This window comes from Streptomyces sp. NPDC001068, assembly GCF_042897315.1.
Classification (GTDB): Bacteria; Actinomycetota; Actinomycetes; order Streptomycetales; family Streptomycetaceae; genus Streptomyces.
In genome coordinates, this window is the sequence record NZ_JBIAYD010000008.1 from 19086 (window position 1) to 43247 (window position 24162).

Here is a 24162-nt window from a genome sequence, read left to right on the forward strand (position 1 = left end):
TCTCGTGCGGCTGACGGCTTCTTGCCAAACCGTCGGACCTCACGGGAGGGTTCACTGTCCGGCCCACTCACAGACCGAGTGCCAGGCCCTCGGCTTTTCAACCGGAAAACAGCACATGAATTGCCGTGCCTTCGGAAATCGTCACCAGCCGAGCGCGTCCTCGTCGGCACGGGCGTCCCGGGGCCACCTCACCGGGGGCGCGTCGTGGCAGGTGAACCCGAGCCGGGTCAGGGGCCGAGTGCGGTCGCTGAACCAGGAGCCGTCGCGGAGCGCGACGGCTCGGGCCCGGGTGACCAGTCCCGCGCACCGCCCGTCCTCTGCACGGTTCCATCCGCCCCGGGCGTCAGGTCCACGATGATCATGAGCCGTCCGAGCCGGGCCTCGAGACCTCGGCCAGGGCGTCGGCCGGTGGTGCGACGGTCCGCGCGTCCGGTTCACCGTGCGCACGGGCGATGCGGCACTCCTCGATGAGCGCGTGCGCTTCGCCCTGACCGGGCGACGGATCGCGCGGTGCGGGGGATCGGGGCAGGGCGGCCGGGCCCGTCGCGGCTTCCGCGGGGGACGCGGTCCTCATCCGGTCTTCCCTGCCGTGCCTCCGAGGCGGCCGGTGCGGGCGAGCGCCAGCATCCGCACCGCGGTCAGCAGGTTCTCGGGGTCGTCGACCGCGGCCAGCAGCCGGGCGGCCGTTCCCACGGACTCCTCGGGCGGGACCACCAGAAGCACCCAGCGGCCCACGGTGTCGCAGTCCAGGGTGATGACGTGCGCCGCGCCTCCGGGACCAGCCGGCTCCACGGTGATCACCCGGCCGGGCGCCATGACCGCGTGCGGGGCACCGGGCCATTCGGCGGGGTCGACGGTGACCCGAACCTCGGCGTCCAGGTCCGGTTCCAACGCGGCCACGAGTGAGGGCAGTTCGAGTTCCAGGGCGTCGCAGCGCGGCCACCAGGCACCGTCCAACGGGCCATGACTGATGTCCCGGGTGACGGTCAGGCGAGGCACGGGCATGCGATACGTGTGCGCGTCGGGCGCGGACGCGGCAGGGGGCGGCGTTCTGCTGGTTCCCATCGTGCGGTCCCGTCTCGGGCACCCTGGAACGGGCCGCCCGTCGCGTCACTCGCCGGGAACGGCACCGCGGACCGCGCTGCGCGAAAAGCTCTCGGTGTCGTCAGGCTACTCCTGATCGCGGAGAAGCGGACGGGGCCGGTCCTCCTGCTGTGCCTCTCACTACTCCCGTATCTCCCGCTATCCCGCTACTCCTGCACCTCCCGCTCCTCCCGCTCCTCCTCCTGCTCCTCCATCAGGCGAATGCCCTCGTGTGTCAGCGACACGGCGGCCGGGGTCCGGTGCGAGGTCCAGTCCACGTTGATCAGGCCCTCGTCGGCCAGGTAGGCGCAGGCGGCGGAGAGGTCCTCGTCGGGCAGGCCCAGTTCGGTACGGAGCGCCGATCCGCTGACCTCGGAGCGGTTGTGCTCCACAGCCCCGTACAGGGACCGCAGGACCGCCTTCCGGTGGTTCTTGCGTTCGCGCAGTTTCGTCATGTCTGTCGTCCTCCGAAGTTTCGACGGCCGTGTGGGGAAGACCGGGACGACGGACCCTCCTGACCGCACGAGCCCGGGTCACACCTCATCGGCGTGTGCCGACGCCTGGCCCGTCGACTCGCCGGCCGCGAGCCACGACCGTGCGGGTTCCGCGGTGCGGGCGGTGTCGAGGGTGAGATGGAGCCGGGTGCCTCCGCCTTCTCCGGCGGGGTAGCTGCGCTGCTCTGTCGAGGCGAAGCAATGACGGAGGACCTCGGCCACGCGCCGGGCGACCTCCGGGGTCGCGGCGACGATGCGCACCTCTGCGTGGCCCCGGGAGGGCAGGGGGTCGTACTCCACAGGGACCTCCTGACGGGCGACCGGCAGGACGCGAACGCGTCGCTGCCCGGTACGCCGGGAGACGGAGCGGAGCGGAGCGGCCGCGGTGCGTCCGACGCGGGCCCGGCCGAATTCAGCAGCGCCCCCTTTTCTGAAGGGTACGCCGGGGAGGACCGGCCGTACGTGCCACGATCACACGTGGTCCGGACAGCCGACCGGAGCGGGAGCAGGGATCGTCCCCTCACGAGATCGGACGCCTCCCCGCGCTGAGCAGCAGCCGGGCCAAGGGCGCCCGCAGGGCGGGCCCGCCGCGGTGGGCGGTGGGCGGTGGGCGGTGGGCGGTGGGGGCCAGGACGAGAACCTCTCCGGAAGGTTCTCATCCGGAGGAAACCCACCTAGGCTTGCGGCATTCCGCCGTGCCACAGGTTTCCGCGGAAGGCACACCGTTCGGCAGCCCGTCGGCCGCCCGTGCCCCCGAACCCGGGCAAGGATCGAACTCGCAGCCTCCGCAGAACAGCCGCCTCTCATGGCCCCCAGCCGGCTGCCCCTGTGCGTCACCCCGTCCACTTCCCCTCGTCGCGACACCGGCGCGGTGACCTTCCCGCTTGCGCCGCCCGGTCCGACGTGGGGCACCCGGCTCTCGTTGACGCGCCCGAACAAGGGGGGAGCGGCGCGCGGGGAGCCCGTGCGGCCGCCGTCGGGGTCCGGACGACCGACGGCGGCCGTCGCAAACCGCGGTGACCGGCCGGAGAACACGACGGGCCCGGGCCAGCGCCTCCGGCCGGAGGCTCGTCTCTCGCCGCTGCCGGGAAGGACTCGGCGTGGGCCCCCGCCGCTTTCCGGCGGGAGCCTGCCGCCTCAGGCTCCGCCTATGCCCGCAGCAGCCGCTGGGTGAGCTCCCGGTACTGCCTCAGCGAGGCACGGAGTTCGGCGGAGTCCGTTTCGGGGTCCCGGTCCTGCCAGCCTGTGCGGAGGACCTGCCGTACCTCCGAAAGCGCGGCCGCGAGCTGCGCGGCGGCTTCGTCGAAGGCGCCCTCGGCCTCCTCCAGTGCCTCGCGCGGGGTGTCCGCGAAGGTGTTGACGGCATGCCCGAGGCGGCGCACGATCTCGGCCCGTTCGTCCGGGGGGAGCAGCGGCTCAGGTCCCGCGGTGCGGCGTCCCTCGAGGTCCGAGGGACGGCCCGCGGGCTGCTGGGCGCGTGTCTGGTCGTACATCGTCGTGTGTACCGCTTCCGTTCGCGATGCGGATCACCGCCGGGAGGCGCCCTTCGCTCCCCCTACGGCCTGAATCGGGCTCCCGAGGACCCGGTCCGCCTGCCCTTCATGGCCCTCGGCCGTCCTGTCAGTCAACGTCCGGCGACGATCGGTGTCAACGCGACGTCCGCCCGATGGCGTCCGGCCGAAGGCCGCTGATCAGCGGAACCAGGTATCCCCCGGCCCGAGGAGTACGGTGGGGGCAACGAGGGTGTGTCGTGCCTATCCGACAGGTCGTCACCAGCACACCACCCATCCCAGGGGCAGTCCGTGACCCCGGCCGCACCTTCGTCCCAGCGGCCTCCACCGAGGTCAAGGCCCCCTCCATGCGCCCCAGCCGGTCGACGCCCACCCCAACGGACACAGCCTCGCCGCTCCGAGGCCGAATCGGCGCTTTCCCCTTCGCACCGGACGGGCCTGCGCCCGCGCGCGACATGGACCCCGGACAGAGGGACCCCTTGGCCGCCGTCACCCGCCTCCTGAACGCCTCCGTCCGGTGCGCGTCGCACACCCGGCGCCACCGGACACAGGGGCCGCGCGTCGCACTTGACGGCAACCACACACCCATATACGGAAGTTGGCAGCAGCCACATGACCACCGCACTGCAACCCCCGCTTCCCTCCCACCCCGTCCTCCGCCTGCGCCTGGCGCCCCGCAGCGACCTGCCCCGGTCCATCGACGGGGCATGGTGGCCGCGCTCCTACGACCTCCTCGTGGAACTCCCGCGACTGCTGGCCGGGTTGCCGCGCGAATGGGGGCACATCACCAGCGTCACCGTCAACGGGGCCGTGTGGTCCGCGGCGCCCAGCCGGATACTCGTCTCCAACCAGGTCGTACGACTGCACGGAGCCCTGGCGGCGAACGCCCCGCACACCGTCGTCCTGCTCGCCCCCGGCCTGGGGCGCTGGGACCTCGTGGTCGTGCCTCCGGACACCACCGAGGACACCGCCGAACCGATCATGGCGGCCGCGGCGGGTGCCCCCGGGGCAGGCTGACCCGGACGCCGTGACATCCCGCCGGCCTTCCCGCCCTGATCCACCCGCACGCACCCGCCCTGTTCCCGGCGGCCACCGGGACGCCGGGACGCCAGGAGTACGGTGGAGAGACCGAGGGCATGCCGTGCACCGCCTCCGACGCCGGTGCCGTTCTCGGGGATCGACGACGCCGGGTCGGTCTTCGCCCGTGCCCGGGGCAGGGTTGCTCATGCCCGCGCACATGTTCCTCCCGATGACGTCGACCCTCCCCGCGCTCCGACCCGCACGGGGCAGGCCGCGCACCCGCCTGCCGGCCCCGGACTCCACGAAGGCGGAGCGCCGGTCCTCACCCGAGGTGGCTGAGCGTGTCCGCCCGCTGTCCCGCGGTCAGGTCGCGGATCGCCTGCAGGAACTGGGCGACCTGTACGCGGAAACCTCCGGTGGTGACGCGTGGGCGTGGAACCAGGCGCGCGCGACCTTCCTGCTCCATCTCGCCGCCGACTCCCGGCGACCGGGGTTCTCGCTGCTGGTCGCGGAGACCACGGCGCTGGCCGGATACGCCTACGGTTTTCCCACGGCAGGCACAGGTCCGTGGGGACCGAGGTTCCGTGGCCACGTCAGGGAGGGCCTGCTGCGCCGTGCCGTCACCGGCGGGCTCTTCGTCGTCTCCGGCATCGTGGTGCCCCCTCGCGTGCGCCGGGAGTACAAGGACCAGGTCTGGAACCTCGCCCGACGCCTGCAGCGGCGGCTGCTCTCCGATCACGGCGCCGCGCTCGGCGTCACGCTGGTGGACGCCCGGGACGCCAGGACGGTCGAGACCCTGCGGTCCTGGGGCTGGCGGGACGCGGGGGACGGCACCCTCCCGGCCGTGCCGGTGGCCGTGCCGCCCGGTCCGTTCCGCCTTCTGGTACTGGTTCCGGGGACGTGAGCGGCCGTCTCCGCACGGATCACATCTCGGCCCCGGCCGGAGGCAGGGGCAGACGCAGCGCGAGCAGGGCGATGTCGTCGGTGCTGCCGGGCGGCATCCTGGACGCCAACTCGTCGCACAGCGTGTCCAGCGGTTCGTGGGCGAGGGTGAGGGCGTGGCGGCGCAGTCGGCAGAGCCCGGTGTCCAGGTCGCTGCCGGGAGACTCGATCAGGCCGTCGGTGTAGAGCAGGAGCGTCGACCCCGGCAGCACGGCCTGGGCGGCGCTCGGCCGACGGCTGCCGCCGCCCAGGCCGGTTCCGAGGATCAGTCCCTGCCCCGCTTCGAGGTACCGCGCGTTCCCGTCCGGTGTCAGCAGCAGCGGCGGCGGGTGACCGCCACTGGTCCAGCGCAGCGTCCAGGGGCCGGTGTCAGTGCCCTCCAGCCGGGCGAGGACGAGGGTGGCCATCGAGACGGTCGTAATGGCGTGCAGAGCGTCGTCCAGGCGGTCCACCACGGCACCGGTCGGCCCGATGTGGTCCCAGGCGAGGGAGCGCAGGACGCCCTGCAACTGGGCCATGCCGGCCGCGGCGGTCAGGTCGTGGCCCACGACGTCGCCGATGACCAGGGCGAGGGCACCGTCCCTCAGCGTGAACGCGTCGTACCAGTCGCCGCCGACCTGCGAGCCGGCCGGAGCGGGCTGGTACCTGGCCGCCAGTTGGATACGGCCGTGCTCGGGCAGTGGGGGGAGGAGGTTGCGTTGCATGGCCTCGGCGACCGCGCGCTGCCGGCCGAATCGGCGGGCGTTGTCGATGACCAGGCCGACTCGGCGGCCGATGTCGCTCACCACCTCCAGATCGCCGGTCCAGAAGGGCCGTGCCGCGTCGGTGCGCACCAGCGTCAGCGCACCGGTGACCTGCCGTCTGCTCCCCAGCGGCACCGTGATGACGGAAGCCGCGCCGGTTGCCCTGAGGAAGGCGCTGTGGACGGTGGCCAGCGGCGAGTCGGACGGTGCGTCCAGGCCCGGGCGGTCCTGGAGGACGGGCCCGCCTCCGTTCAGCACCTGGACCAGAGACGAGTGAACCGACTCCCCGGCAGGGGGCAGCTGACCACGCCAGTCCTCCTGCCCGGCGGCACGGCCCTCGGGACCGGTCACCGCCACCCGGTGCACCCGACGGGCACCGACCAACAGGTCCACCGCGGCCCAGTCGGCCAGCCGGGGAACCAGGAGCCGGCTCAACCGGGCGAGAGCCTCGTCGACCTCCAGGGTCTGACCGAGCACATCGGTGATCTCCGCGACGAGCGTCAGCCGCTCGGCGAGACTCTCCAGAGCGCTCGTACGAGCGGCTCGTTCCGCCCGTTCCGCCCGTTGCTCCCGTTCTTCCCGTTCCTCCCGTTCCGATTGCTCATCCGGTTCCACCCGCTCCGCACGCTCCCTGCGGGCACGGCGGTCCTCCACCGTCTCGACGATCAGCACGACCATGCCCGGGGAAACGCCGGAGAGGTCGTCGCCGGTCAGGGGCGTGGCCGACCAGGAGACCGGGACCAGCCGTCCGTCCCCCCGCAGACAACTGTCGTCGTCCCCGCGAGCCGGACGGCCCTCGGCCAGCGCCCGCAGCAGCGGGCAGCGCTCTCGCGGGACGGGGGCACCTCCCGGGTCCCGGTGGCACAGGTCATGCAGGTCCTGCCCGTGCACCACCGCCGCCGGGCGGCCCAGCAGCCGCTCGGCGGCCGGGTTGACCGCGACGATCCGCCCGGCCGGGTCGAGCAGGGCCATCGCCGTGCCCAGCCGCTCCACGACCTGCTGCCACAGACCTGGCTCCACCGCCGACAGCCGCCTCTCGTGCCCTTCGCCGGACCTCGAATCCCCGGTCGCACCGCCACCGCTCTCACGAAACGACCGCACCGGCCGCACCGCCACCTGGCTCCGGGCCGCGGAGACGTCGGTACCCCGATGGTCCCCCGCCGAGCACCCGCCCGCACGACCGGCACGACGGTGCCTCCACGACACCGCGGTGGGGCCGTCCCCTCGCCGTCCTGGTGCGGCCATCGCCGGTACGACACTCACGCGAGGTGGCGGGACCGCGACCGGGCCGATGGCGGCGGTCCCTGCCGAGCCGCGCCGTCGCGGTGTCGATCTGGCGAGGCAGCCGCGGAGGGACGGGGACCGCAGATGCGTGAATACGATCGCCGACGGAGCCCGGCCGAACACACTCCCGGCCCCAACTCGCACTACGCCGCGCCTGGAAAGGCCGGGGGCGAGTCACCCGCAACCTCGAACTGCTCCCCTCCTGACGCCAGCCGCCGGCTCGGCACGCCCGGATGAAAGCCCTGCCCAACCGCCGCTCCGCACTGGCGACTTCACTCAGCAAAGGCAAGCGGGTGCCGCAGGTCCCTCGAAATGCGTCTCATTGTTCGAGAGTTTCCGGAGCTGCCGCGTCGAAAATCGCGCTCGACCGCCCCGGGGGCGACGAATAACCATCGGCTCAGGGCACACAAGGGCACGGAACCCCGAATCGAGCTGGACAACGAACAAACCCCAGGCCGATGACCTGGGGTTTCAATCTGGAGCGGGTGACGAGAATCGAACTCGCGCTCTCAGCTTGGGAAGCTGATGTTCTACCATTAAACTACACCCGCGTAAGACGCCGATCTTGTCGGTGTCGGAACGCCCGCTCACTGTACCTCATGACGGACCCCCGGTGCTCTCACCGTGGGGTCCGTGTGTGTTTCACGGGGTGGGATCCGGGTGCGGGCGGCCGGAGTTGGGGCGTACGGTGTGGATGCGGGAGAGGGGCCGGGTGGGCCGGAGTGCCGCCTGGAGAGCCGCCGCTTTGATCCCGTAATGTGGCTTTCCGTCGTCACGGCAGTAAGCCCGACGCGGCTCCTGGGAAGGGATTCAAGGGACTTGATGGAACGCACCGTCGTCCGCTGTGCCGAAGGGCACGTGTTCAGCACCACTTCGTTCCCGATGCAGCAGGCCGAGCGGCTCGGCCCCGGTCGGCTCGTCCGGTGCCCCAAGTGCACCCGGCTGCGCAGCGTCGTGCCGGTCGCTCTCGAGAAGCAGCGGCAGTAGCAGCGGGAACAGCCACCCGCGGTAACAGGGGCGCGCGGACTGTCGCGATTGTCGCGGCTCCGCGCGCCTTGCGTATCCTCGGGGCGTGCTTCTCTCAGACAAGGACATCCGGGCCGAGATCGACGCCGGGCGGGTACGGATCGATCCCTACGACGAAACCATGGTGCAGCCGTCGAGCATCGACGTGCGGCTGGACCGCTTCTTCCGGGTGTTCGAGAACCACCGGTACCCGCACATCGACCCGTCCGTCGAGCAGCCGGACCTGACCCGGCTGGTGGAGCCGGAGGGCGACGAACCCTTCATCCTGCACCCCGGGGAGTTCGTCCTCGCGTCGACGTACGAGGTCATCTCGCTGCCCGACGATCTCGCGTCGCGGCTGGAGGGCAAGTCCTCGCTGGGACGGCTCGGCCTGGTCACGCACTCCACGGCCGGGTTCATCGACCCCGGGTTCAGCGGACACGTCACGCTCGAGCTGTCCAATCTCGCGACCCTCCCCATCAAGCTGTGGCCGGGCATGAAGATCGGGCAGCTGTGCCTGTTCCGGCTCTCCTCCCCCGCCGAGCACTCCTACGGCAGCGAGCGTTACGGCTCCCGTTACCAGGGGCAGCGCGGACCGACCGCGTCCCGTTCCTACCTCAACTTCCACCGGACGCAGGTGTGAGGAGCCGGTCATGAGCAGTGACGCACGGGAGAACCTCACCTACGAAGCCTTCGGCACGGCCGTGCGCGAGCTGGCGCAGACCATCGCCGACGACGGGTTCGAGCCCGACATAGTGCTGAGCATCGCCCGCGGTGGCGTGTTCGTCGCCGGCGGGCTGGCGTACGCCCTCGACTGCAAGAACCTGCACCTGGTCAACGTCGAGTTCTACACGGGCGTGGGGACGACGCTCGACATGCCGGTCATGCTCGCGCCCGTACCCAACGCGATCGACTTCAGCGACAAGAAGGTGCTGATCACCGACGACGTCGCCGACACCGGCAAGACGCTGAAGCTGGTCCGCGACTTCTGCCTGGACACCGTCGCCGAGGTCCGGTCCGCCGTGATCTACGAGAAGTCCCACTCCCTCGTGAAATGCGAGTACGTGTGGAAGCGGACCGACGACTGGATCAACTTCCCGTGGAGCGTTCTGCCTGTGGTACGTAAGTCCGGAGAGCCGGTCACGCCATCGAAAGAAGCGCTCTGACCTGCACCTTTTCCAGGTATGTGAGAGTCCCTCGCTGGATCGGCGAGGGACTCTCTTGTTATCCGGACCTTCGGACCACCTTCTGATCCGTGGCTCTGCAGAGATCGGTCATGGGCGGTCGTACTGGCTGCCGGAAGGGTGCTGGTGGACCTCGCCGGCCGGCACCCGCTTCAGGGGTTCGATCCGGGCCCGGTCCTGATGCCTCGGTCGCCTGGTCCGGCGGCCGGACAGAGCTGTCGCAGTTCGCCCCTGTCCGGCGGTCGTGCTACGGCTCTGCGAGGTGTGTGGTTGCTGCCGTACCGGTCCCGACTCCGGCGCCGCTACCCGCTGTCAGCCGCCCACGACGGTGGTCTGCTTCTTCTCCACAGGGTGCTGGTCTGCGTACCGCACCAGTTCGAGAAAGCGGGAGTCGCCGACCGCCGCGAGGAGTTCCTTGCTGGTGACGGGGGCGGAGGCCTTGGCGTGCACGTCCGGTTCGATGGAGACGCGGACATCACTGTGTCCGTAGCGGAAACGGACGTCGGTGGACGTGGTCTCGGGCGAGTCGGTGGCCACGCGGAGTGATGTGGCCTTGATGCCGCCCGGCAGTGTGGTCTGCTCACAGGTTCCACCCTTGCCGGCAAGCGCGGCGGCGGGAGGGCAGGGCTTCGGGTCCGGGCTGCCGGTGGAGGGCTGCACGGAGAAGACGACGGTGAACACCTTCCCGTCCGTGGTTCCGCCCTGGTAGCGCGACACATCGATGTCGACCGGCCGGATCAGGCCGACGGCGTCCGGAAGCAGTTTGTCGAGGACGGCGGCGGCCTGTTGCTGGAACTGTGCTCGCCGTGCCCGCTCCGTGGAGGACAGGCCGGCCGTGGGCCGTTCGTCGTCGCTCGTGGGGTCGATGTGGACCGGCGTGCGGTAGGGCTCCGGCTCCTTGACCGACTCGTGCGGCGAGGGTGTGCCACTCGTGGCCGGACTGACCGTCCCGTCGGCGCCGCCTCCGGCGGAGAGTGTCAGGGAGCCGAGGACCACGGCCCCCGCCACGCAGGCGATCCCGGCGACGGCCGCGAGACGGGCACGCGCCTTGCGTCGACGGCCCTGGGCGAGCGCGGCGGGCGCCAGGTCGTGCAGCGGGGGAAGTTGGGCCACTACGCTTTCCATCGCGTCCCTGACGAGCAGGGTGCTGCGGTGGTCTTCATCGGTGATGTTGTCGTTCATGACAGTTCCTCAGCTCCCCGTGGCGTAGAGGTGGGCCTCGCCCAGTTGGGCGCGCAGCTTTGCCAGGGAGCGTGAGCACTGGCTCTTGACCGTGGATTCGCTGCACTTCAAGAGCGTGGCGACTGACTCGACGCTCTGGTCCTCCCAGTACCGCAGCACGACCATGGCTCGCGCTCTGGGCGGCAGCCCGGCCAGCGCTGCCATCAACGTCACCCGCAGATCTGCGTGGTCGGACGCGGGCCGGGAATCGGGACGTGTGTGCGCCAGCAGGTCCCGCAGGCGCCGCCGCCGTTCGGCCAGGTAGGTGCGGGTCAGCACGGTCCTGGCGTAGGCCTCGATGTGGTCGGCGGCACTCGCCCGCCGCCAGTGCTGGAACAGCTTGGCGAGCGTGGTCTGCGTCAGGTCGCTGGCCCTGTCCGGATCCCCGCACAGCAGGTACGCGGTCCGGTACAACCGTCTCTGACTCGCCTGGGCGAAGGCCTCGAAGCTCTCGGGCGCCTGGGATTCCCGCGGCGCATCGGAGCCTCGGCCGTTCTCCGGCATCTGCTCTCCTCTCCGGACCCCGTCAGGGGGTCGTGTCCTGTCACCCCTCTTCAGAGCGCTGCCGCACGGTAAAGGTTGAAACCGAATTTTCGCCCTGCCCCACACGGTCCCTGCGCGCACCCCGTGGGGCTGTGACTGCCCTGAGCACCGGGACGGGCGCCCGTGGTGGAGCGGGGCGGGCAGGTTCTCGACGCCTGACCGGGGACGGGTGTGAGAGGGGCCCCCGGCGGCGTCGCCGGGGGCCCCTCCTGTGTGCTCGGGTGTGGCTAGAACGTGCCGAGTTTCACGATCGACAGCAGGGCGATCAGCTGGATCGCCGACGCGCCCAGGGCCTTCGGCCAGGGCAGATCGTGGGACTTGCCGACCATCAGGGTGAGCAGCACGCCCGCGCCGACCCAGGTGGCCCAGCCGAGGAGCTGGACGAAGCCGGCGTCGCCGCCGAAGAACATGGCGAACAGGAGCCGGGGGGTGTCGGTGATCGACATGATCAGCATGGAGAGGCCGACCGTCGGCTGCCACGCGCCGTCCCCGCCGAGCTGACGGGCCAGGGTGTGGGTCACCACGCCCAGCACGAACGCGGAGAGCACCATCGCGATCGCCGTCACCAGGACGATCGGCACCGCGTTGGTCAGGGTCGCGTTGATCGCGTCCGCGCGGGCGCCGTCGAAGCCGAAGACCGCGAGCAGGCCGTAGAGGAAGGTCACGACGAGGGCGGGGCCCCACATCGTGTAGTCCCGCATCTGCAGGAACGTCTGGTTCGGGGCGAGGACGATGCCCTTCAGCAGGTCCTTCCAGTGCAGCCGCGGGCCGATCGGGCCGGACGGCGCCGCCGAGCCGGCGTGGTAGGTCGCGCCCTGCGTGTATGCGCCGGCCTCGTCGACCGAGAAGGCCTGGGTGTGGCCCGGCTGGTTCGCGGCGTACGGGTCGGGGCTGCCGCCGCCGTAACCGTGATCGTCGCCGAAGTACTCCGGGCCGTCCGCGCCGCCCTGTCCCGGGTGGGCGCCGCGCGCCTGCGGGTGCGGCCACCCGGACCCGCCGCCGTGCTGCGGGTACGGCTGCGGAGCCGACGGGTACCCGTACGACGGTCCCGCCGGCTGCCCGCCGAAACTCTGCGGCGGGGCCTGCTGCCCGTACGCGGGTTGTTGCGGTCGCGCTTGCGGGGCACGGTTGTCCCGGCCGCCGCGTCCGTTCCTGAATCCAGCCACGTCTTCGAACGTACCTGGTCCCGAAGATCAGTGTGGCGGGCTCGGGTACCCGAGCCCGCCATTGCCGCAGAGCTGTGACATCCCCTAAGGGGAACCCCCAGGGCCCTGCCGAGCCCTGTCGCTCACTGCCCGAACAGCGAACCAAGCTGCGCCGACGTCCCCGACACGCCCAGCGACGCCGCGTGGAAGGACACCGAGCCGGCCGTCCTCAGGCCCGCCGCGGAGCCGGGCAGGGTCCACACCGCGCCCTCTCCGCCGTTCTCGCGTCGGGCACCGACCGCCAGGTCGGCCCGCTGGTCGCCGTCGAGGTCGGCCAGGCGGACGGCGCTGCCCCAGAGGTCGTCGGCCTCGTCGAGGTCGGGGACACCGGGGGTGTTCTGGGTCCAGCGGGTCGCACCCCGGCCGGTCAGTCCGGAGACGGAGCCGAGCAGCAGCGTGACGGTGCCGGTCCGCGGAGCCGAGCCGACCCCTTCGTACGGCGTACCGACCGCCACGTCCTCGTAGCCGTCGCCGTCGACGTCGCCGACGGAGAGGGCGGCGCCGAACGAGTCGGTGCCCGGCGCCCGGCCGGCGCCGGGAACACGCGGGCTGTCCTGGCTGAGCAGCTCCGGCGGAGCGGGGCTCATGCCGTGGGCACCGCCCGGGTAGACGACGACCCTGCCGGGCCCGGCCTTGCCGTCGTGGACGACGACGTCGGACGTGATGACGTCGTCGTAACCGTCCCCGTTGACGTCGCCGAGAACCGCACGCTGCCGGCCGCCGTCCGCCAGCGTCCGCAGCGACTTGGGCCGGGAGGCCGCGCCCAGGTACACCAGGTTGCCGTCGACCCACGAGCCGTCCCCCGAGTGGAACGTGCCGCTGACCACCAGGTCGGCCACTCCGTCGGCGTTGACGTCGCCGGAGGCCAGCGACCGGGAGCCGTGGCTGTCACCGGTCTCCATCTCGGGCACCACCCAGGTCCGGGAGGCGGCCCCGTGGGTCTTGGTGAAGCCGCCCCGGAAGATCTGCACGTCGGCGCCGGTGCTGCCGACGGCCAGGTCGGCCCGGCCGTCCGCGGTGAAGTCGCCGACCGCCAGGGCCATGCCGAAGCGGTGGTGGGAGGAGGCGTCCGGGTCGGCGACGAGACGGCCCCCGGTCAGGCCCTTCCTGCTTCCCCAGACGATGGTCACCGAACCGGCCCCGCCGTCCTCGCCGACGGAGCCGACGACCAGGTCGGAGTAGCCGTCCCGGTTCAGGTCGCCGAAGGCGAGCGCCGAGCCGAACTCGTCGCCCCTCTCGGCGGTGCCGGGGACGGCCGCCGAGTCCTGGGTGAGGACCGTGCGGTTCGACGCCTTGATCCCGGACCTGGAGCCGTAGCTGACGACCACCGCGCCGGCGTCGTTCCTGCCGCCGACCGTGGCGCCCGGGGCGGCGGTGACGAGGTCGTGGTAGCCGTCGCCGTTGAAGTCGTCCGGGTACGGGCCGAACACGGCCGGCGGGGGTGTGGCCGAGGCGGTGCCGGCCAGCGGGACGAGGCCCGTGGTGAGGAGTGCGGCGAAGGTCGCCGCCGTACGGATGCGCATGATCAGCCTGCCAGTACATCGCCGAGGCGGGCGTCCGACGGACCGCCCAGGTGGTGCCGGTGGATTTCTTGGAGCCGCCCGCGGTGACGCCGTGGACGGCGACGCTCTCCGGAACCGGCCCCCACCGGGAGGCCGGTTCCGGAGGCCTGCTCGGGAGTGTCAGCCGGTGAGGCCCATGCCGAACGCGCCGTACGTACGGGACAGGCCGAACGTGCCCGGGCCGAAGGACTTGGCGCCCGTGGCGGTGATACCGGAGGCGCTGCCGCGCAGGGCGGTGACCGCGCCTACGCCGCGGTCCTCGAAGTCGGCCCCGACGGTCAGGTCCGCCTTGCCGTCCTTGTTGACGTCCGAGAGCACGACCTCCGAACCGAAGTAGTCCATGGTCTCGGAGGTACCGGGGACGCCGACGGTGTTCTGGGAGATCGTGCGGGCGCCGGTGCGGGAGACGCCGTCGGCCGAACCGTTCATCAGCACGACCAGACCGGTGTCCTCGGCCGCGCCGATGTCCTTGAAGACGACGCCGACGGCCAGGTCGCCGTAGCCGTCGCCGTTGGTGTCCCCGATGGAGACGGCGCCGCCGAAGCCGTCGCCCTCCTTGTCGGTGCCCGGGACGCCGGTGGAGGACTGGGTGAGCTGCGCCATGGGGGCGTCGCCGTTGACCGGGCCGCCCCTGCTGCCGCGGATGACGACGACCTGGCCGCCGAGGCTGCCGGTGTGGTCGTCCTCCTTCGCGAAGACGTTGCCGATGGCGATCTCGTCGTAGCCGTCACCGTCGATGTCGCCCAGGGCGAGGGAAGTGCCGCCGTTCAGCGGGCGAGGCTGGGTCGCGACCACGCCGCCCGACGCGCCGAGGTAGGCGGCCCCCTTGGACCAGCTGCCCGACGGGTCCGAGGCGAGCGCCGTGCGGTAGGTGAGGACCAGGTCGGCCTTCTTGTCGCCGTTGGTGTCGCCCGCGGCGAGCGCGTCGATGCCGAACTGGGCCTTCTGCGGCGTGGGCACCTTCTGCACGCCGCCGGTGGTACCGGACTTGGTGAAGCCGCCCTTGACGATGTACGCGTACGACGCGGCCGTGCCGGACGCCAGGTCGGCCTTGCCGTCGCCGTTGAAGTCGCCGGCGGCCAGCACCGAGCCCCACGTCTCGTGCTTGACCGGGGAGGGGTCCTTGACCGTCGTACCGTTCTTCAGGCCGCTCGCCGACCCCCACAGGATCGTGACCGAACCGCCGTCGGTGTCCGAGCCGTTGCTCTCGCCGGGCGCGCCGACGGCGAGGTCGGTGTAGCCGTCCTTGTCGAAGTCGGCCACGGCGAGCGCCCGGCCGAAGAAGTCCTCGGCCTCGGCGGTACCGGGCACTCCGGCGGTGTTCTGGCTGACGATCGTGCGCTTGGCGGGGTTGAGTCCGGAGGCGCTGCCGTAGACCACGGCGACGTACCCGGCCATGCTCTTGCCGCCGACCTGGGCGTAGGGGGCGGCGAAGGCGACGTCGCCGTAGCCGTCGTGATTGAAGTCGGCCTTGTAGGCGTGGGCCGTGGCGGCGGACGCGACGGGGGCCGAGAGGATCAGCAGACCACCGGTCAGTGCGGCGGCGGTGACCGTCGCGAGGGCGAGGCGGCGGCGGTGACGCCCGTTCACGAGGACGTTCACGGAGGCGTTCACGGAGAAGTTCACGGGGTGGGTGCTCCTGAGATCGGCGGCACGGGTGCCGGAGGTACGCGGGTACGCGGATACGCGGATACACGGACGCGGTGCCGGCGGCAGGGCGGCACTTCTGTGCGGAGGCGGGGTGCGGTGGCGCGGGACCGAGGCGAGGGGGGCGGTCCCGTGGTCGGTCGTGCGACCGACCACGGGACTGCCCCCGCACCGACCGGAGCGGCTCCTGCGGACCGCGAGCCGCGGATCGCGGATCGCGGACCGCGGGATCAGTCGGCGAACATGGCGCTGAGCTGCGGGGTTCCGGTCGTGGACACGCCCAGCTGGCTCGCGGAGAGGGCCCGGGAACCGGTTGTGGTGATCTTCGAGCCGTTGGACGGCAGGTAGGTGACCGCGCCGTCGCCCGCGTTCTCGTACGAGCCGACGATCAGGTCGGCCCTGCCGTCGCCGGTGACGTCGTCGAGCTTGACGTCGGCGCCGAAGAGGTCGTTCTTCTCGTCGTCGCCGGGGACGCCGGCCGTGCTCTGCGCGAAGGACTGGGCGCCGGAGGCCAGGTTGACGCCGGTCTTCGAGCCGTAGAGGACGGTGACCTGGCCGGTGTTGGTGTTGCTGCCGATGTCCTCGTTCGGGGTGGTGACGACCAGGTCGGCGTAGCCGTCGCCGTTGACGTCGCCGAGGTCGATCTCCCAGCCGAACCCGTCGCCCTTCTCGGAGGTGCCGGGGACGTTGGAGGAGTTCTGGTTGAACATGGTGGCCTTGGCCGGGCCGGAGGCGCTGCCGTAGGTGATGGCCACCCGGCCGCCGTTGGCGGAGTCCGGGAACACGGTCCCGCCGCTGCTGGCGTCCCAGGAGGCGCCGCTGACGATGTCGCCGTAGCCGTCGCCGTTGATGTCGCCGACGCCCGTGACGATGCCGCTCTTCAGCGCCTTGGCGCCGGTCGCGATCACGCCCTTGGAGCTGCCCGGCAGCCAGTAGTTGGTGTTCCAGTGGCTGCTGGTCTTCGTCTCGTACCCGTCGACGATCAGGTCGGTACGGCCGTCGCCGTTGACGTCACCGGCGGTGAGCTTCATCGGGCCGTACGGGTAGGAGCTGGTGCCCGGCTGGATCGGCGGCTTGACCGTGTACCGGCCGCCGGGCGTGCCGCTGGCGGAGAAGCCGCCCTTGAACACCCACAGGGTGGCGGCGGAGCTGCCGACGGCGAGGTCGGCCTTCCCGTCACCGTCGAAGTCACCGGCGGCCAGCTGCAGCCCCCAGAAGTCGTGGCTGGTGGGCGACGGGTCCTTGATGTCGACGCCCTTGCCGGTGAGGCCGCTCTTGGAGCCCCACAGGAGGGTGACCGTACCGCCGTCGGTGTCGGAGCCGACCTTCTCCTCCGGGGAGCCGACGGCCAGGTCGTCGTAGCCGTCGGCGTTGAAGTCGGCGTACGCCAGGGTCTCGCCGAAGCTGTCGCCGGCCTCGGCGGTGCCGGGGACGCCGGCGCTGTTCTGGCTGAGGGTGGTGCGCTTGGTGGTGGTGATGCCCGAGGCGGAGCCGTAGAGGGCTACCACCTGGCCGGCGCCCTTGTGGCCGCTGACGTAGGCGGTGGCGGCCGAGGTGGCGATGTCGCCGAAGCCGTCGCCGTTGAAGTCCGCGCGGGCGACCTTGAAGGAGTCGGCGGCGTTCGCGGACACGGCGGAGAAGGTGAGCAGACCGCCCGTCAGCGCGGCCGCGGTGGCCGTCGCGAGGGCGAGTCGCGGGATCGTGTGCATGCGGGTCGTCTCCTGCGGCATGCGGGGGCCGTCCGCCTCCCGGCGGGCGGCCGGGGTCAGTGAGGTCCAGCGATCAGGAGACCCGCGTCGATCAGTAAGGGTTGTACGAGGGTTCGGTGAAATCTTCGAACCCGCTGTGAGCCGCGTGGTGTTCGGCGCGATCCCCCACCGCGACGGCTCCCGCCCGCCCCCGCCGCGCCGGACCGGACACGGCCGCCGCGTCCACGGGTGGAGAACCGGTCAAGAGGCGTGGGCGGGGGTCTCCGGATCCGCGGGGGCGGGGGTCTCCGGATCCGCGGGGGTGGAGGTCTCCGGATCCGCGGGGGTGGGCTCGGAACCCGCGTGCCGGGCCTCCATCGCGGCGATCACCCGCTGCCGGGCCAGCCGCCGCGCCTGCCTGAGCTGCGCGTCCGCCAGCAGGAGAGGCACGTACCAGATCCAGCCCCACAGGCTGTAGGAGACGGTCCCGCTCAGCACCAGCGCCTTGTTGGTCGCGAGGACCAGCACGAAGGTGGCGACGTACGCGGCCCCCCGGTGACGGACCATGAACCGGAGCGGCGCCCGCCACGGACCCGACAGCAGTTCCAGCGCGGCCGCCACCTCGGCGGCGCGCAGGTCCTCGGGATGTGCGGCCTCCTGGCCGCCCCGCTCCAGCGCCTCCGCGACATCGTCGCTGTGGGACTTCAGAGCCGCCCGCTCCGCGCGCGCCGTGGCCGTCTGCTCCCGTACGTCCTGCCAGTAGCCGCGCCCCGCCCAGCCGAGCGCGTCCTCCACCTGTGCCGCCTCGGGCGAACCCGCCGGAGCCAGCACGGCGATCCGCTCCTTGAGTGACGCCACCCGACCGCTGCGCCGGGGATACGTCCACCCGTCGGCCCGCAGGCACAGCTCGAGGTAGGAGACGAGCAGTCCCAGGTCGTCGGGGCTGTGCGCCAGCCCGGCCTCGTAGGCCTTCTCCGCTTCGGCGTCGTGGTCGTCCTCGTCCTCCGCCGCATGGGCGAGGCCGAGCCACCGGTAGAGCACCGGATCGGGCCCCAGTTCCTCCAGCCCGGACCCGGCCACCTTACGGACCTGCGCGAATCCGCCGACCGCGAAGAACTCCTCGCAGCGGCCGGCATAGTCGTCGTGCGTCATGCTTCCCACCCCAGTCGATCAGAAGGGCCACTCTCAGCGACACGAATCCGCTGGTCAAGGCCTGTGCCCCGGAGACGGGTCCGCGCCGCGGATCGGGACCGCGGATCGGGACCGGGGATCGAGACCGGGGACCGGCACCGCGGATCCGCACCGCGGAGAACCCGGACAGATCCGAGCGGTCCGGGGCGCCGCGGCCGCGACGGCGGTGCCGAGGCGCTCACGCTCTCCTGATCGTCCGTGGGGCAGGATGCGGGCATGAGCGTAGTGAAGATCAACGTGCTGGCCGTCCCCGCCGAACAGCGGGAGACGCTGGAGAAGCGGTTCGCGTCACGGGCGCACGCCGTGGAGAACTCGGACGGGTTCGAGTGGTTCGAACTGCTCCGGCCCGTCGAGGGGACCGATCAGTACCTCGTGTACACCCGGTGGCGGGACGAGGCGTCGTTCCAGGCGTGGATGGAGGGGCCGATGAAGGCGGCGCACCAGGGCGGTGCGGAGGGGGAGCGTCCGAAGCCGGCGGCCTCCGGGTCGACGCTGTGGTCCTTCGACGTCGTGCAGTCGGCCGGGCCGAAGAGCGTCTGAGGGCGTTCCGGTGGATCGCGGCGCGGTCCGCCGAGGTGGCGGGCCCGCGCCGGGTGCCTCCGGGCCGGTGTCGGCCGGCGGCCGCGTGATGTCAGGCGGGGGTGGCCGCGGGGGTGTGGGTCGGGGTCGGGAGCGTGCGGCGGGGGCGGGTCGGGAGGGCGAGGGTCGGGTTGGCCACGGCCCAGGCCGCGCCCTTGCAGACCAGTTCCTTGTAGAGGGCGGCGGTGCGTCCCGTCAGGGCCGCCGCCACGGAGCGGTCGTCGGCGGTGACGTACTGGATCAGGCCCTGCCCGCGGCCCAGCGAGATGCACTGGTTGAAGTAGCGCAGCGGCACCTTCGGGAGCTTTCCGCCGGTCAGGCGGGCCGCGAGGGCGTCAGCCGCCTGCCACGCCATCGGGGTGCCGCTGGCGCAGGACATCCGCAGCGGCTTGTCACCGGGGCCCGCCGCCATCGCCGCGTCGCCCACGGCGTACACGTCGGGGTGCGAGACCGACCGCATGGTCCCGTCGACCACGATCCGGCCGGAGTCGGTGACCTCCAGCGTGGTGGCCCGCGCGATGGGGTGGACGGTGAAGCCGGTGGCCCACACCGTGACCGCGGCGGGGATCGTCCCGCCGTCGGCGGTGCGGACGGCGTCGGCGGCCACGGAGGTGACGACGGTGTGCTCGTGCACGGTGACACCGAGGCCGTCGAGGACCTTCCGCAGGTAGCGGCGGCCCTTGGGGGAGAGCCCGTCGCCCAGGGCACCGCGGACGGCGAGGGCGACGGTCAGGTCCGGGCGGGCCTCGGCGATCTCGGTGGCGGCCTCCAGGCCGGTGAGCCCGCCGCCGACCACGAGCAGCGGCTGCCCGGCCGGCAGGGCGGCGAGGCGGTCGCGCAGCCGGAGCGCGCCGGGGCGGCTCGCGATCTGGTGGGCGTGCTCGGCGGTGCCGGGGACGCCCTGGTCGTTCCAGGCGCTGCCGAGGGCGTAGACGAGGGTGTCGTACTCCAGCACCTCGGTCGTGTCGGCCGCCCCGGTCTCCTCCCCCGCCGTCCCGGCGGGGACGGTGGTGACGGTCCTGCGGTCGACGTCCACGGCGGTGACCCTCGCGAGCCGCAGCCGCACCCCGGTGCCCGCGAACATCTCGGCGAACGGCCGGGACCTGAGGGCCTGTCCGGTCGCGAGCTGGTGCATACGGACCCGTTCGACGAAGTCGGGTTCGGCGTTGACGAGGGTGATGGCGACGTCTTCGCGGTGCAGTCGCCGGGCGAGACGGCCGGCGGCGATGGCTCCGGAGTATCCGGCGCCGAGGACGACGATGCGGTGCTGCATGTCCGTGCTCCTGTCGGGAAGGGGCGGGTCGGGAACGGCGGGTCGCCCCCTGAACCGGGCGGCCCGCCGTTTCCTGACAGGAACGCGGAGTGAAGCAGCTCACACGGGGTCAGAAGAGCCGGATCAGGGGCTCGCCGTGGTCGCCGGCCGCCCACTGCCTGGTCGCCCGTTCGAGCTTGTCGGGGTTGACCTGGTTGCGGAGCGCGGCGATGCCCCCGTCCGTGATCTCCAGGCACATGACCCCGAAGACCCGGCCGTCGACGACCGCCACCAGGGCGGGGCCGCCGTTGGCCTCCGAGAGGTGGAGTGCGACGGTGCCGCCGGCCAGGGCCCGTTGCGCCGGACCCGCTCTGAACAGGCCCCGCATGAAGGTCGCGACGGCGAGCGCCCCCTCGAAAGCCCTGGCACGGGCCGGTACCTTGCCGCCGCCGTCGCCGACCGCGACGGCGTCCTGGGTGAGCAGCCGGACCAGCGGCTCGGTCCGGCCGCTGGTGGCGGCCGCCAGGAACTCCTCGATGATCCGCCGGGCGGCGGCCTCGTCCACCTCGACGCGCGTCCGGCCGGCCGCGACATGCCGTTTGGCACGGTGATAGGTCTGCTGGCTGGCCGCCTCGGTGATGTCGAGGATCCCGGCGATCTCCCGGTGCGGGTAGGCGAAGGCCTCCCGCAGCACGTAGACCGCCCGCTCGCCCGGCGCGAGCCGCTCCAGCAGGGTCATGACGGCGTACGACACGGACTCGCGCCGTTCGGCGGTGTCGGCGGGGCCGAGCATCGGGTCCCCGGCGAGCAGCGGTTCGGGGAGCCACTGGCCGACGTAGGTCTCGCGGCGGGCACGGGCCGAGGTGAGCTGGTTGAGGCACAGGTTGGTGAGCACCTTCGTCAGCCAGGCCTCGGGGACCTCGATGCGGGCGGTGTCGGCGGCCTGCCAGCGCAGGTACGTCTCCTGAACGGCGTCCTCGGCCTCGCCGGCGGAGCCGAGCATGCGGTAGGCGATGGCGGCCAGCCGCGGCCGGGCCGCCTCGAACCGGTCCACCTCGCTCGTGGTCTGGGCCATGCCCGGATCCTAACCGCGCCGGACTCGGGGTTCAGTGGTGGTGACCGTAGGCCGTCGTGCTGGTTCCGGCGCGGGCGGCCGCCTCGGCGGCGCGGCTCCCGGCACGGGCCGCCTCCTCGGCGCGGCCGGTGCTCTCCAGCACCCGGACCAGGTTGTTCCAGGTCAGCGTCATGGCGTACCAGTTGTCGGAGTCCCGGCGGACCCGGATGGAATCCCGCAGGACGTCGACGGCCTGCTCGGTCCGGCCCGCCTCGTGCAGGACGTGGCCGAGGCTGTTCAGGGAGTCGCCGTGCAGGAAGAGGTTGCCGGTCCGGTGGTGCAGGGCGCAGGCCCGCCGGAACGCGGCGACCGCCTCCTCGTACCGGCCCAGGCCGTCCAGCGCCAGACCGAGGTTGTGCCACGCCCGGCCCTCGTGGGAGAGGTCGCCGGTGTCGCGGAACCGCTCGCAGGCCTTTCGGTGGGTGACGTGGGACTCACGGAGACGGCCGGACCGGCGCAGCGCGAGACCGAGGTTGTTCCACGCCATGCCCTCGCCGTTCGGATCGCCGAGGGCGCGGAACAGGTCGGCGGCGTGGACGAGGGGTTCGACGGCCTCTTCCGAGCGGTCCGCCCGCAGCAGCGCGTTGCCGAGGTTGTTGCAGACGGCCGCCTCGGCGTGCCGGTCGGCCGACTCCGCCGCCCGCTGCCGGGCGGCACGGCCGACGGCCACCCAGTCCTCGAAGAACCTACGCTCACGCAGGAACCCGGCGAGGTGGAGCGCGAGCGCGACGGTGTGAACCGGTTCCCGCGCACCGTTCGCGGCACGGTCGCCACAGACATCGCAGTCACCGCGGTCGCCACGCGCATCACAGTCACCGCGGGCCCCGTGTTCGTCGGGCCACTGGGCCGCGGCCACGAGGTTGACCCGCTCGGCTTCCAGCCAGCCGAGTGCCTCCGTACGGTCTTTGAACACGCCCGGCGGCGGGCCGTCGCCCGGCGGCCGCAGATGGCGGTCGGCCGCCTCCGCCGTCGTCCGGTAGTGGCGGCGTATCCGCCGGCGCGCCTCGCGTCCCTCCTCCTCCAGCGCCGGATCGTCCGCGGCCAGCGCGCTCGCGTAACCGCGGACCAGGTCGTGGATGCGCCACCGCTCGGGCAGCCGGCCGCCGCGCCCCTCACCCGTGATCAGGTGGGTGCCCACCAGGTCGTCGAGGAGTTCCAGCGCCAGCGGCCGGTCCTGGCCGGTGGCCACCACCGCGGTCTCGGTGCTGAAGTCGGGGAACGGCACCTGGGCCAGACCGCACAGCGCGCGTCGCCGGTCCGGGAGCAGCCGGCGGAAGGACATGGCGAACACCGGGGCCAGGACGAGGGCCCTGCCGTATTCGTCGACCCCCCGGCTGCGCAGGACCCGGCTGCGGTCGGCGACCGCCCGCAGTTCCTCCACCAGGGATCCGAGCGGGTCGTCACGGACCCGGCGCCGGTGCAGCAGGGCGGTGGCTATCCGCAGCGCGAGCGGCATGCGGCAGCACAACCGGGTCAGTTCGCGGACCGCCTCGCTCTCCTCGGGCGTCCACTCGGTCCCGCCACCGGGCCGGCGCAGCGCCGGGGCTATGAGGCGCACGGACTCGTCGGGGCTGAGCGGTCCGAGGGGCAACTCGTCGGCGGCCAGGGACTCGTGGCACTCCCGTGAGGTGATCAGGACGCAGTGCAGGCCGCTGGCGGGCAGCAGCGAGGAGACCTGCGCCGAGTCCGAGACGTTGTCCAGCACCAGCAGCACCCGGTCGCCGGCGTCGGCGAGCGTGGCGAGCTGGCTGCGGTACGCGTCGAGTTGGCGGCCCTCCTCCCCGAAGTGCCCGATCCGGTCGGCGCCGGCGGCGAAATCACCGGCGGCGAGGGCGTGCAGCAACGACGTCACCGCCTGGGTGGGGGTGACCGGGCTGTCGTCGTAGCCCGCGAGGTCGAGGAAGAGGGCGCCGCCGGTGAACCAGCCGGCGGCGCGCGCCCGGTGCGCCGCCTTCAGGGCGAGGGCGGTCTTGCCCATGCCGCCGAGTCCGGTGACGACACAGACGACCGGTGCGTCCGGGACCGGGTCGGCGGGTGTCCGCAGCCGCTCCGCGAGCGCGGTCAGCTCCTCATCGCGCCCAGTGAAGTCGGGCTGGGCCATGGGCAACGTACAGGGTCCGGCCCGCTCGGCCCGTGCCCCGTGCCGCACGACCACCTGCCCGACGACGGGCCCCAGGAAGGTGCCCCGCCGGAAGTCGACATGGTCGCCGGAGTACTCCTCGGTCCGGCCGTCGGCACGGTCCCCGGCGCGGGGGCGCGGTTCGTCGTCGCCGGAGTGCCGTGTCCGGCCGTCACCTGCGTGCACCCGTGGCTCCCCCTCGCCGGCATCCGCCAGGCTCGGACCGCTTTGAGGGGCTTCACGGTAGAGCATCCCCGACCCACCGGGGACGACTTCACCCAACCCCGGGCCCCGGGAACCGACCCCGGAATCCGGCCTCGGGAACCGGCCTCGGGGATCCGAGCATCCGAACCCCCGGCGCGCCCCCGGCCGGCCGTCCTCGTCGAACGACGCGTGCCCGCGCATCGGAAACACCCCGCACGTCGTACGGACCGCCGAGGAGCCGGCCGTACGGTCGGAACGGTCTCAGGGGCGGACGGGGACAGAGAGGCGGACGGGGGTCGTCGGGGCGCGGCGGGTCGAACAGGGCGGCGACGGCCCCGGAGGCGACGAAGGTCCCCACGCCCGCCGCTGTCGGCGCGGCCCGCTGGGCTGTTCGCGTGGGTTCGGGCGCCGCTCTGGCCCGCCGTACGGGTACGGCGCCGGACCTGCCGCAGGATGGCTCCGACCGCCCTGTCGCGGGGGGGGGGGGGCCCGCCCCCCCCCCCCCCCCCCCCCCGGGGGGGGCCCCCCCCCCCCCCCCCCCCCCCCCCCCCCGCCCCCCCCCCCCCCCCCC

The 24162-nt window shown here is 72.6% G+C and carries 22 protein-coding genes and 1 tRNA gene; 6 read left to right on the forward strand and 17 right to left on the reverse strand.

Features of this window, described 5'->3' with window-relative positions:
• Positions 1-358 precede the first annotated feature (358 nt).
• From ACFY3I_RS22635 to ACFY3I_RS22655, 5 genes are all read right to left on the reverse strand, one after another.
• Positions 359-574: a hypothetical protein gene (locus tag ACFY3I_RS22635; RefSeq protein WP_390862208.1), complete on the reverse strand. Its 216-nt coding sequence runs from the start codon at positions 572-574 to the stop codon at positions 359-361.
• Positions 571-1005, reverse strand: coding sequence for a DUF5994 family protein (locus ACFY3I_RS22640; RefSeq protein WP_390862210.1), 435 nt, complete (start codon positions 1003-1005; stop codon positions 571-573). The genes ACFY3I_RS22635 and ACFY3I_RS22640 overlap by 4 nt, the downstream gene beginning before the upstream one ends.
• 245 nt (positions 1006-1250) lie before the next feature.
• Positions 1251-1538: a hypothetical protein gene (locus ACFY3I_RS22645; protein WP_390862211.1), complete on the reverse strand. Its 288-nt coding sequence runs from the start codon at positions 1536-1538 to the stop codon at positions 1251-1253.
• Between the two features lie 78 nt (positions 1539-1616).
• Entirely contained in the window at positions 1617-1877 is a 261-nt protein-coding gene (locus tag ACFY3I_RS22650) for a hypothetical protein (RefSeq protein WP_390862213.1), read from the reverse strand.
• A gap of 848 nt (positions 1878-2725) precedes the next feature.
• Positions 2726-3070, reverse strand: coding sequence for a hypothetical protein (locus tag ACFY3I_RS22655; protein ID WP_390862215.1), 345 nt, complete (start codon positions 3068-3070; stop codon positions 2726-2728).
• Between the two features lie 630 nt (positions 3071-3700).
• Between ACFY3I_RS22655 and ACFY3I_RS22660 the strand changes: the two genes are divergently transcribed.
• Positions 3701-4105, forward strand: coding sequence for a DUF5994 family protein (locus ACFY3I_RS22660; RefSeq protein ID WP_390862216.1), 405 nt, complete (start codon positions 3701-3703; stop codon positions 4103-4105).
• Between the two features lie 232 nt (positions 4106-4337).
• The gene (locus ACFY3I_RS22665; protein WP_390862218.1) at positions 4338-5012 is read left to right on the forward strand and encodes a hypothetical protein; all 675 of its coding nucleotides are present in this window, start codon (positions 4338-4340) and stop codon (positions 5010-5012) included.
• Between the two features lie 19 nt (positions 5013-5031).
• On the opposite strand, the gene ACFY3I_RS22670 is transcribed toward ACFY3I_RS22665, so the two are convergent.
• Entirely contained in the window at positions 5032-6813 is a 1782-nt protein-coding gene (locus ACFY3I_RS22670) for a SpoIIE family protein phosphatase (RefSeq protein ID WP_390862220.1), read from the reverse strand.
• A 741-nt stretch (positions 6814-7554) separates the two neighbouring features.
• Positions 7555-7628: transfer RNA gene (locus ACFY3I_RS22675), tRNA-Gly, on the reverse strand.
• 271 nt (positions 7629-7899) lie between these two features.
• Here ACFY3I_RS22675 and ACFY3I_RS22680 point away from each other — a divergent pair.
• From ACFY3I_RS22680 to ACFY3I_RS22690, 3 genes are all read left to right on the forward strand, one after another.
• Positions 7900-8064 (forward strand): hypothetical protein, encoded by a 165-nt coding sequence (locus tag ACFY3I_RS22680; protein WP_365296580.1) that lies wholly within the window; start codon positions 7900-7902, stop codon positions 8062-8064.
• Positions 8065-8149: 85 nt separating this feature from the next.
• Entirely contained in the window at positions 8150-8725 is a 576-nt protein-coding gene (gene dcd, locus ACFY3I_RS22685; RefSeq protein ID WP_365296582.1) for a dCTP deaminase, read from the forward strand.
• Between the two features lie 10 nt (positions 8726-8735).
• A complete protein-coding gene (locus ACFY3I_RS22690; protein WP_390862222.1) occupies positions 8736-9248 on the forward strand; it encodes a phosphoribosyltransferase in 513 nt (170 codons plus the stop codon).
• Positions 9249-9578: 330 nt separating this feature from the next.
• Here ACFY3I_RS22690 and ACFY3I_RS22695 read toward each other — a convergent pair whose 3' ends face one another.
• The 7 genes from ACFY3I_RS22695 to ACFY3I_RS22725 all read right to left on the reverse strand — a co-directional run bounded on the left by ACFY3I_RS22695 (position 9579) and on the right by ACFY3I_RS22725 (position 18284).
• Positions 9579-10448 carry a hypothetical protein gene (locus ACFY3I_RS22695; protein ID WP_390862224.1) on the reverse strand — a complete coding sequence of 290 codons (870 nt, stop codon included), beginning with the start codon at positions 10446-10448 and terminating at the stop codon, positions 9579-9581.
• Positions 10449-10457: 9 nt separating this feature from the next.
• Positions 10458-10991, reverse strand: coding sequence for a SigE family RNA polymerase sigma factor (locus tag ACFY3I_RS22700; protein WP_390862225.1), 534 nt, complete (start codon positions 10989-10991; stop codon positions 10458-10460).
• Between the two features lie 266 nt (positions 10992-11257).
• The gene (locus tag ACFY3I_RS22705; RefSeq protein ID WP_365296585.1) at positions 11258-12196 is read right to left on the reverse strand and encodes a YIP1 family protein; all 939 of its coding nucleotides are present in this window, start codon (positions 12194-12196) and stop codon (positions 11258-11260) included.
• A 122-nt stretch (positions 12197-12318) separates the two neighbouring features.
• Positions 12319-13758 (reverse strand): FG-GAP-like repeat-containing protein, encoded by a 1440-nt coding sequence (locus tag ACFY3I_RS22710; protein ID WP_390862227.1) that lies wholly within the window; start codon positions 13756-13758, stop codon positions 12319-12321.
• Between the two features lie 159 nt (positions 13759-13917).
• Positions 13918-15423, reverse strand: coding sequence for an FG-GAP-like repeat-containing protein (locus ACFY3I_RS22715; RefSeq protein ID WP_390862229.1), 1506 nt, complete (start codon positions 15421-15423; stop codon positions 13918-13920).
• Between the two features lie 251 nt (positions 15424-15674).
• Positions 15675-17153, reverse strand: coding sequence for an FG-GAP and VCBS repeat-containing protein (locus tag ACFY3I_RS22720; protein WP_390862230.1), 1479 nt, complete (start codon positions 17151-17153; stop codon positions 15675-15677).
• A gap of 240 nt (positions 17154-17393) precedes the next feature.
• Positions 17394-18284 (reverse strand): hypothetical protein, encoded by an 891-nt coding sequence (locus ACFY3I_RS22725; RefSeq protein ID WP_390862232.1) that lies wholly within the window; start codon positions 18282-18284, stop codon positions 17394-17396.
• A 255-nt stretch (positions 18285-18539) separates the two neighbouring features.
• On the opposite strand from ACFY3I_RS22725, the gene ACFY3I_RS22730 reads away from it, so the two are divergent.
• Positions 18540-18863, forward strand: coding sequence for an antibiotic biosynthesis monooxygenase family protein (locus ACFY3I_RS22730; protein ID WP_390862234.1), 324 nt, complete (start codon positions 18540-18542; stop codon positions 18861-18863).
• A 91-nt stretch (positions 18864-18954) separates the two neighbouring features.
• On the opposite strand, the gene ACFY3I_RS22735 is transcribed toward ACFY3I_RS22730, so the two are convergent.
• The 3 genes from ACFY3I_RS22735 to ACFY3I_RS22745 all read right to left on the reverse strand — a co-directional run bounded on the left by ACFY3I_RS22735 (position 18955) and on the right by ACFY3I_RS22745 (position 23573).
• Positions 18955-20175, reverse strand: a complete 1221-nt coding sequence (locus tag ACFY3I_RS22735; protein WP_390862236.1) for an NAD(P)/FAD-dependent oxidoreductase — start codon at positions 20173-20175, stop codon at positions 18955-18957.
• Between the two features lie 109 nt (positions 20176-20284).
• A complete protein-coding gene (sigJ, locus tag ACFY3I_RS22740) occupies positions 20285-21229 on the reverse strand; it encodes an RNA polymerase sigma factor SigJ (RefSeq protein ID WP_390862238.1) in 945 nt (314 codons plus the stop codon).
• A 31-nt stretch (positions 21230-21260) separates the two neighbouring features.
• A complete protein-coding gene (locus ACFY3I_RS22745; RefSeq protein ID WP_390862240.1) occupies positions 21261-23573 on the reverse strand; it encodes a tetratricopeptide repeat protein in 2313 nt (770 codons plus the stop codon).
• Between the last annotated feature and the right edge of the window lie 589 nt (positions 23574-24162).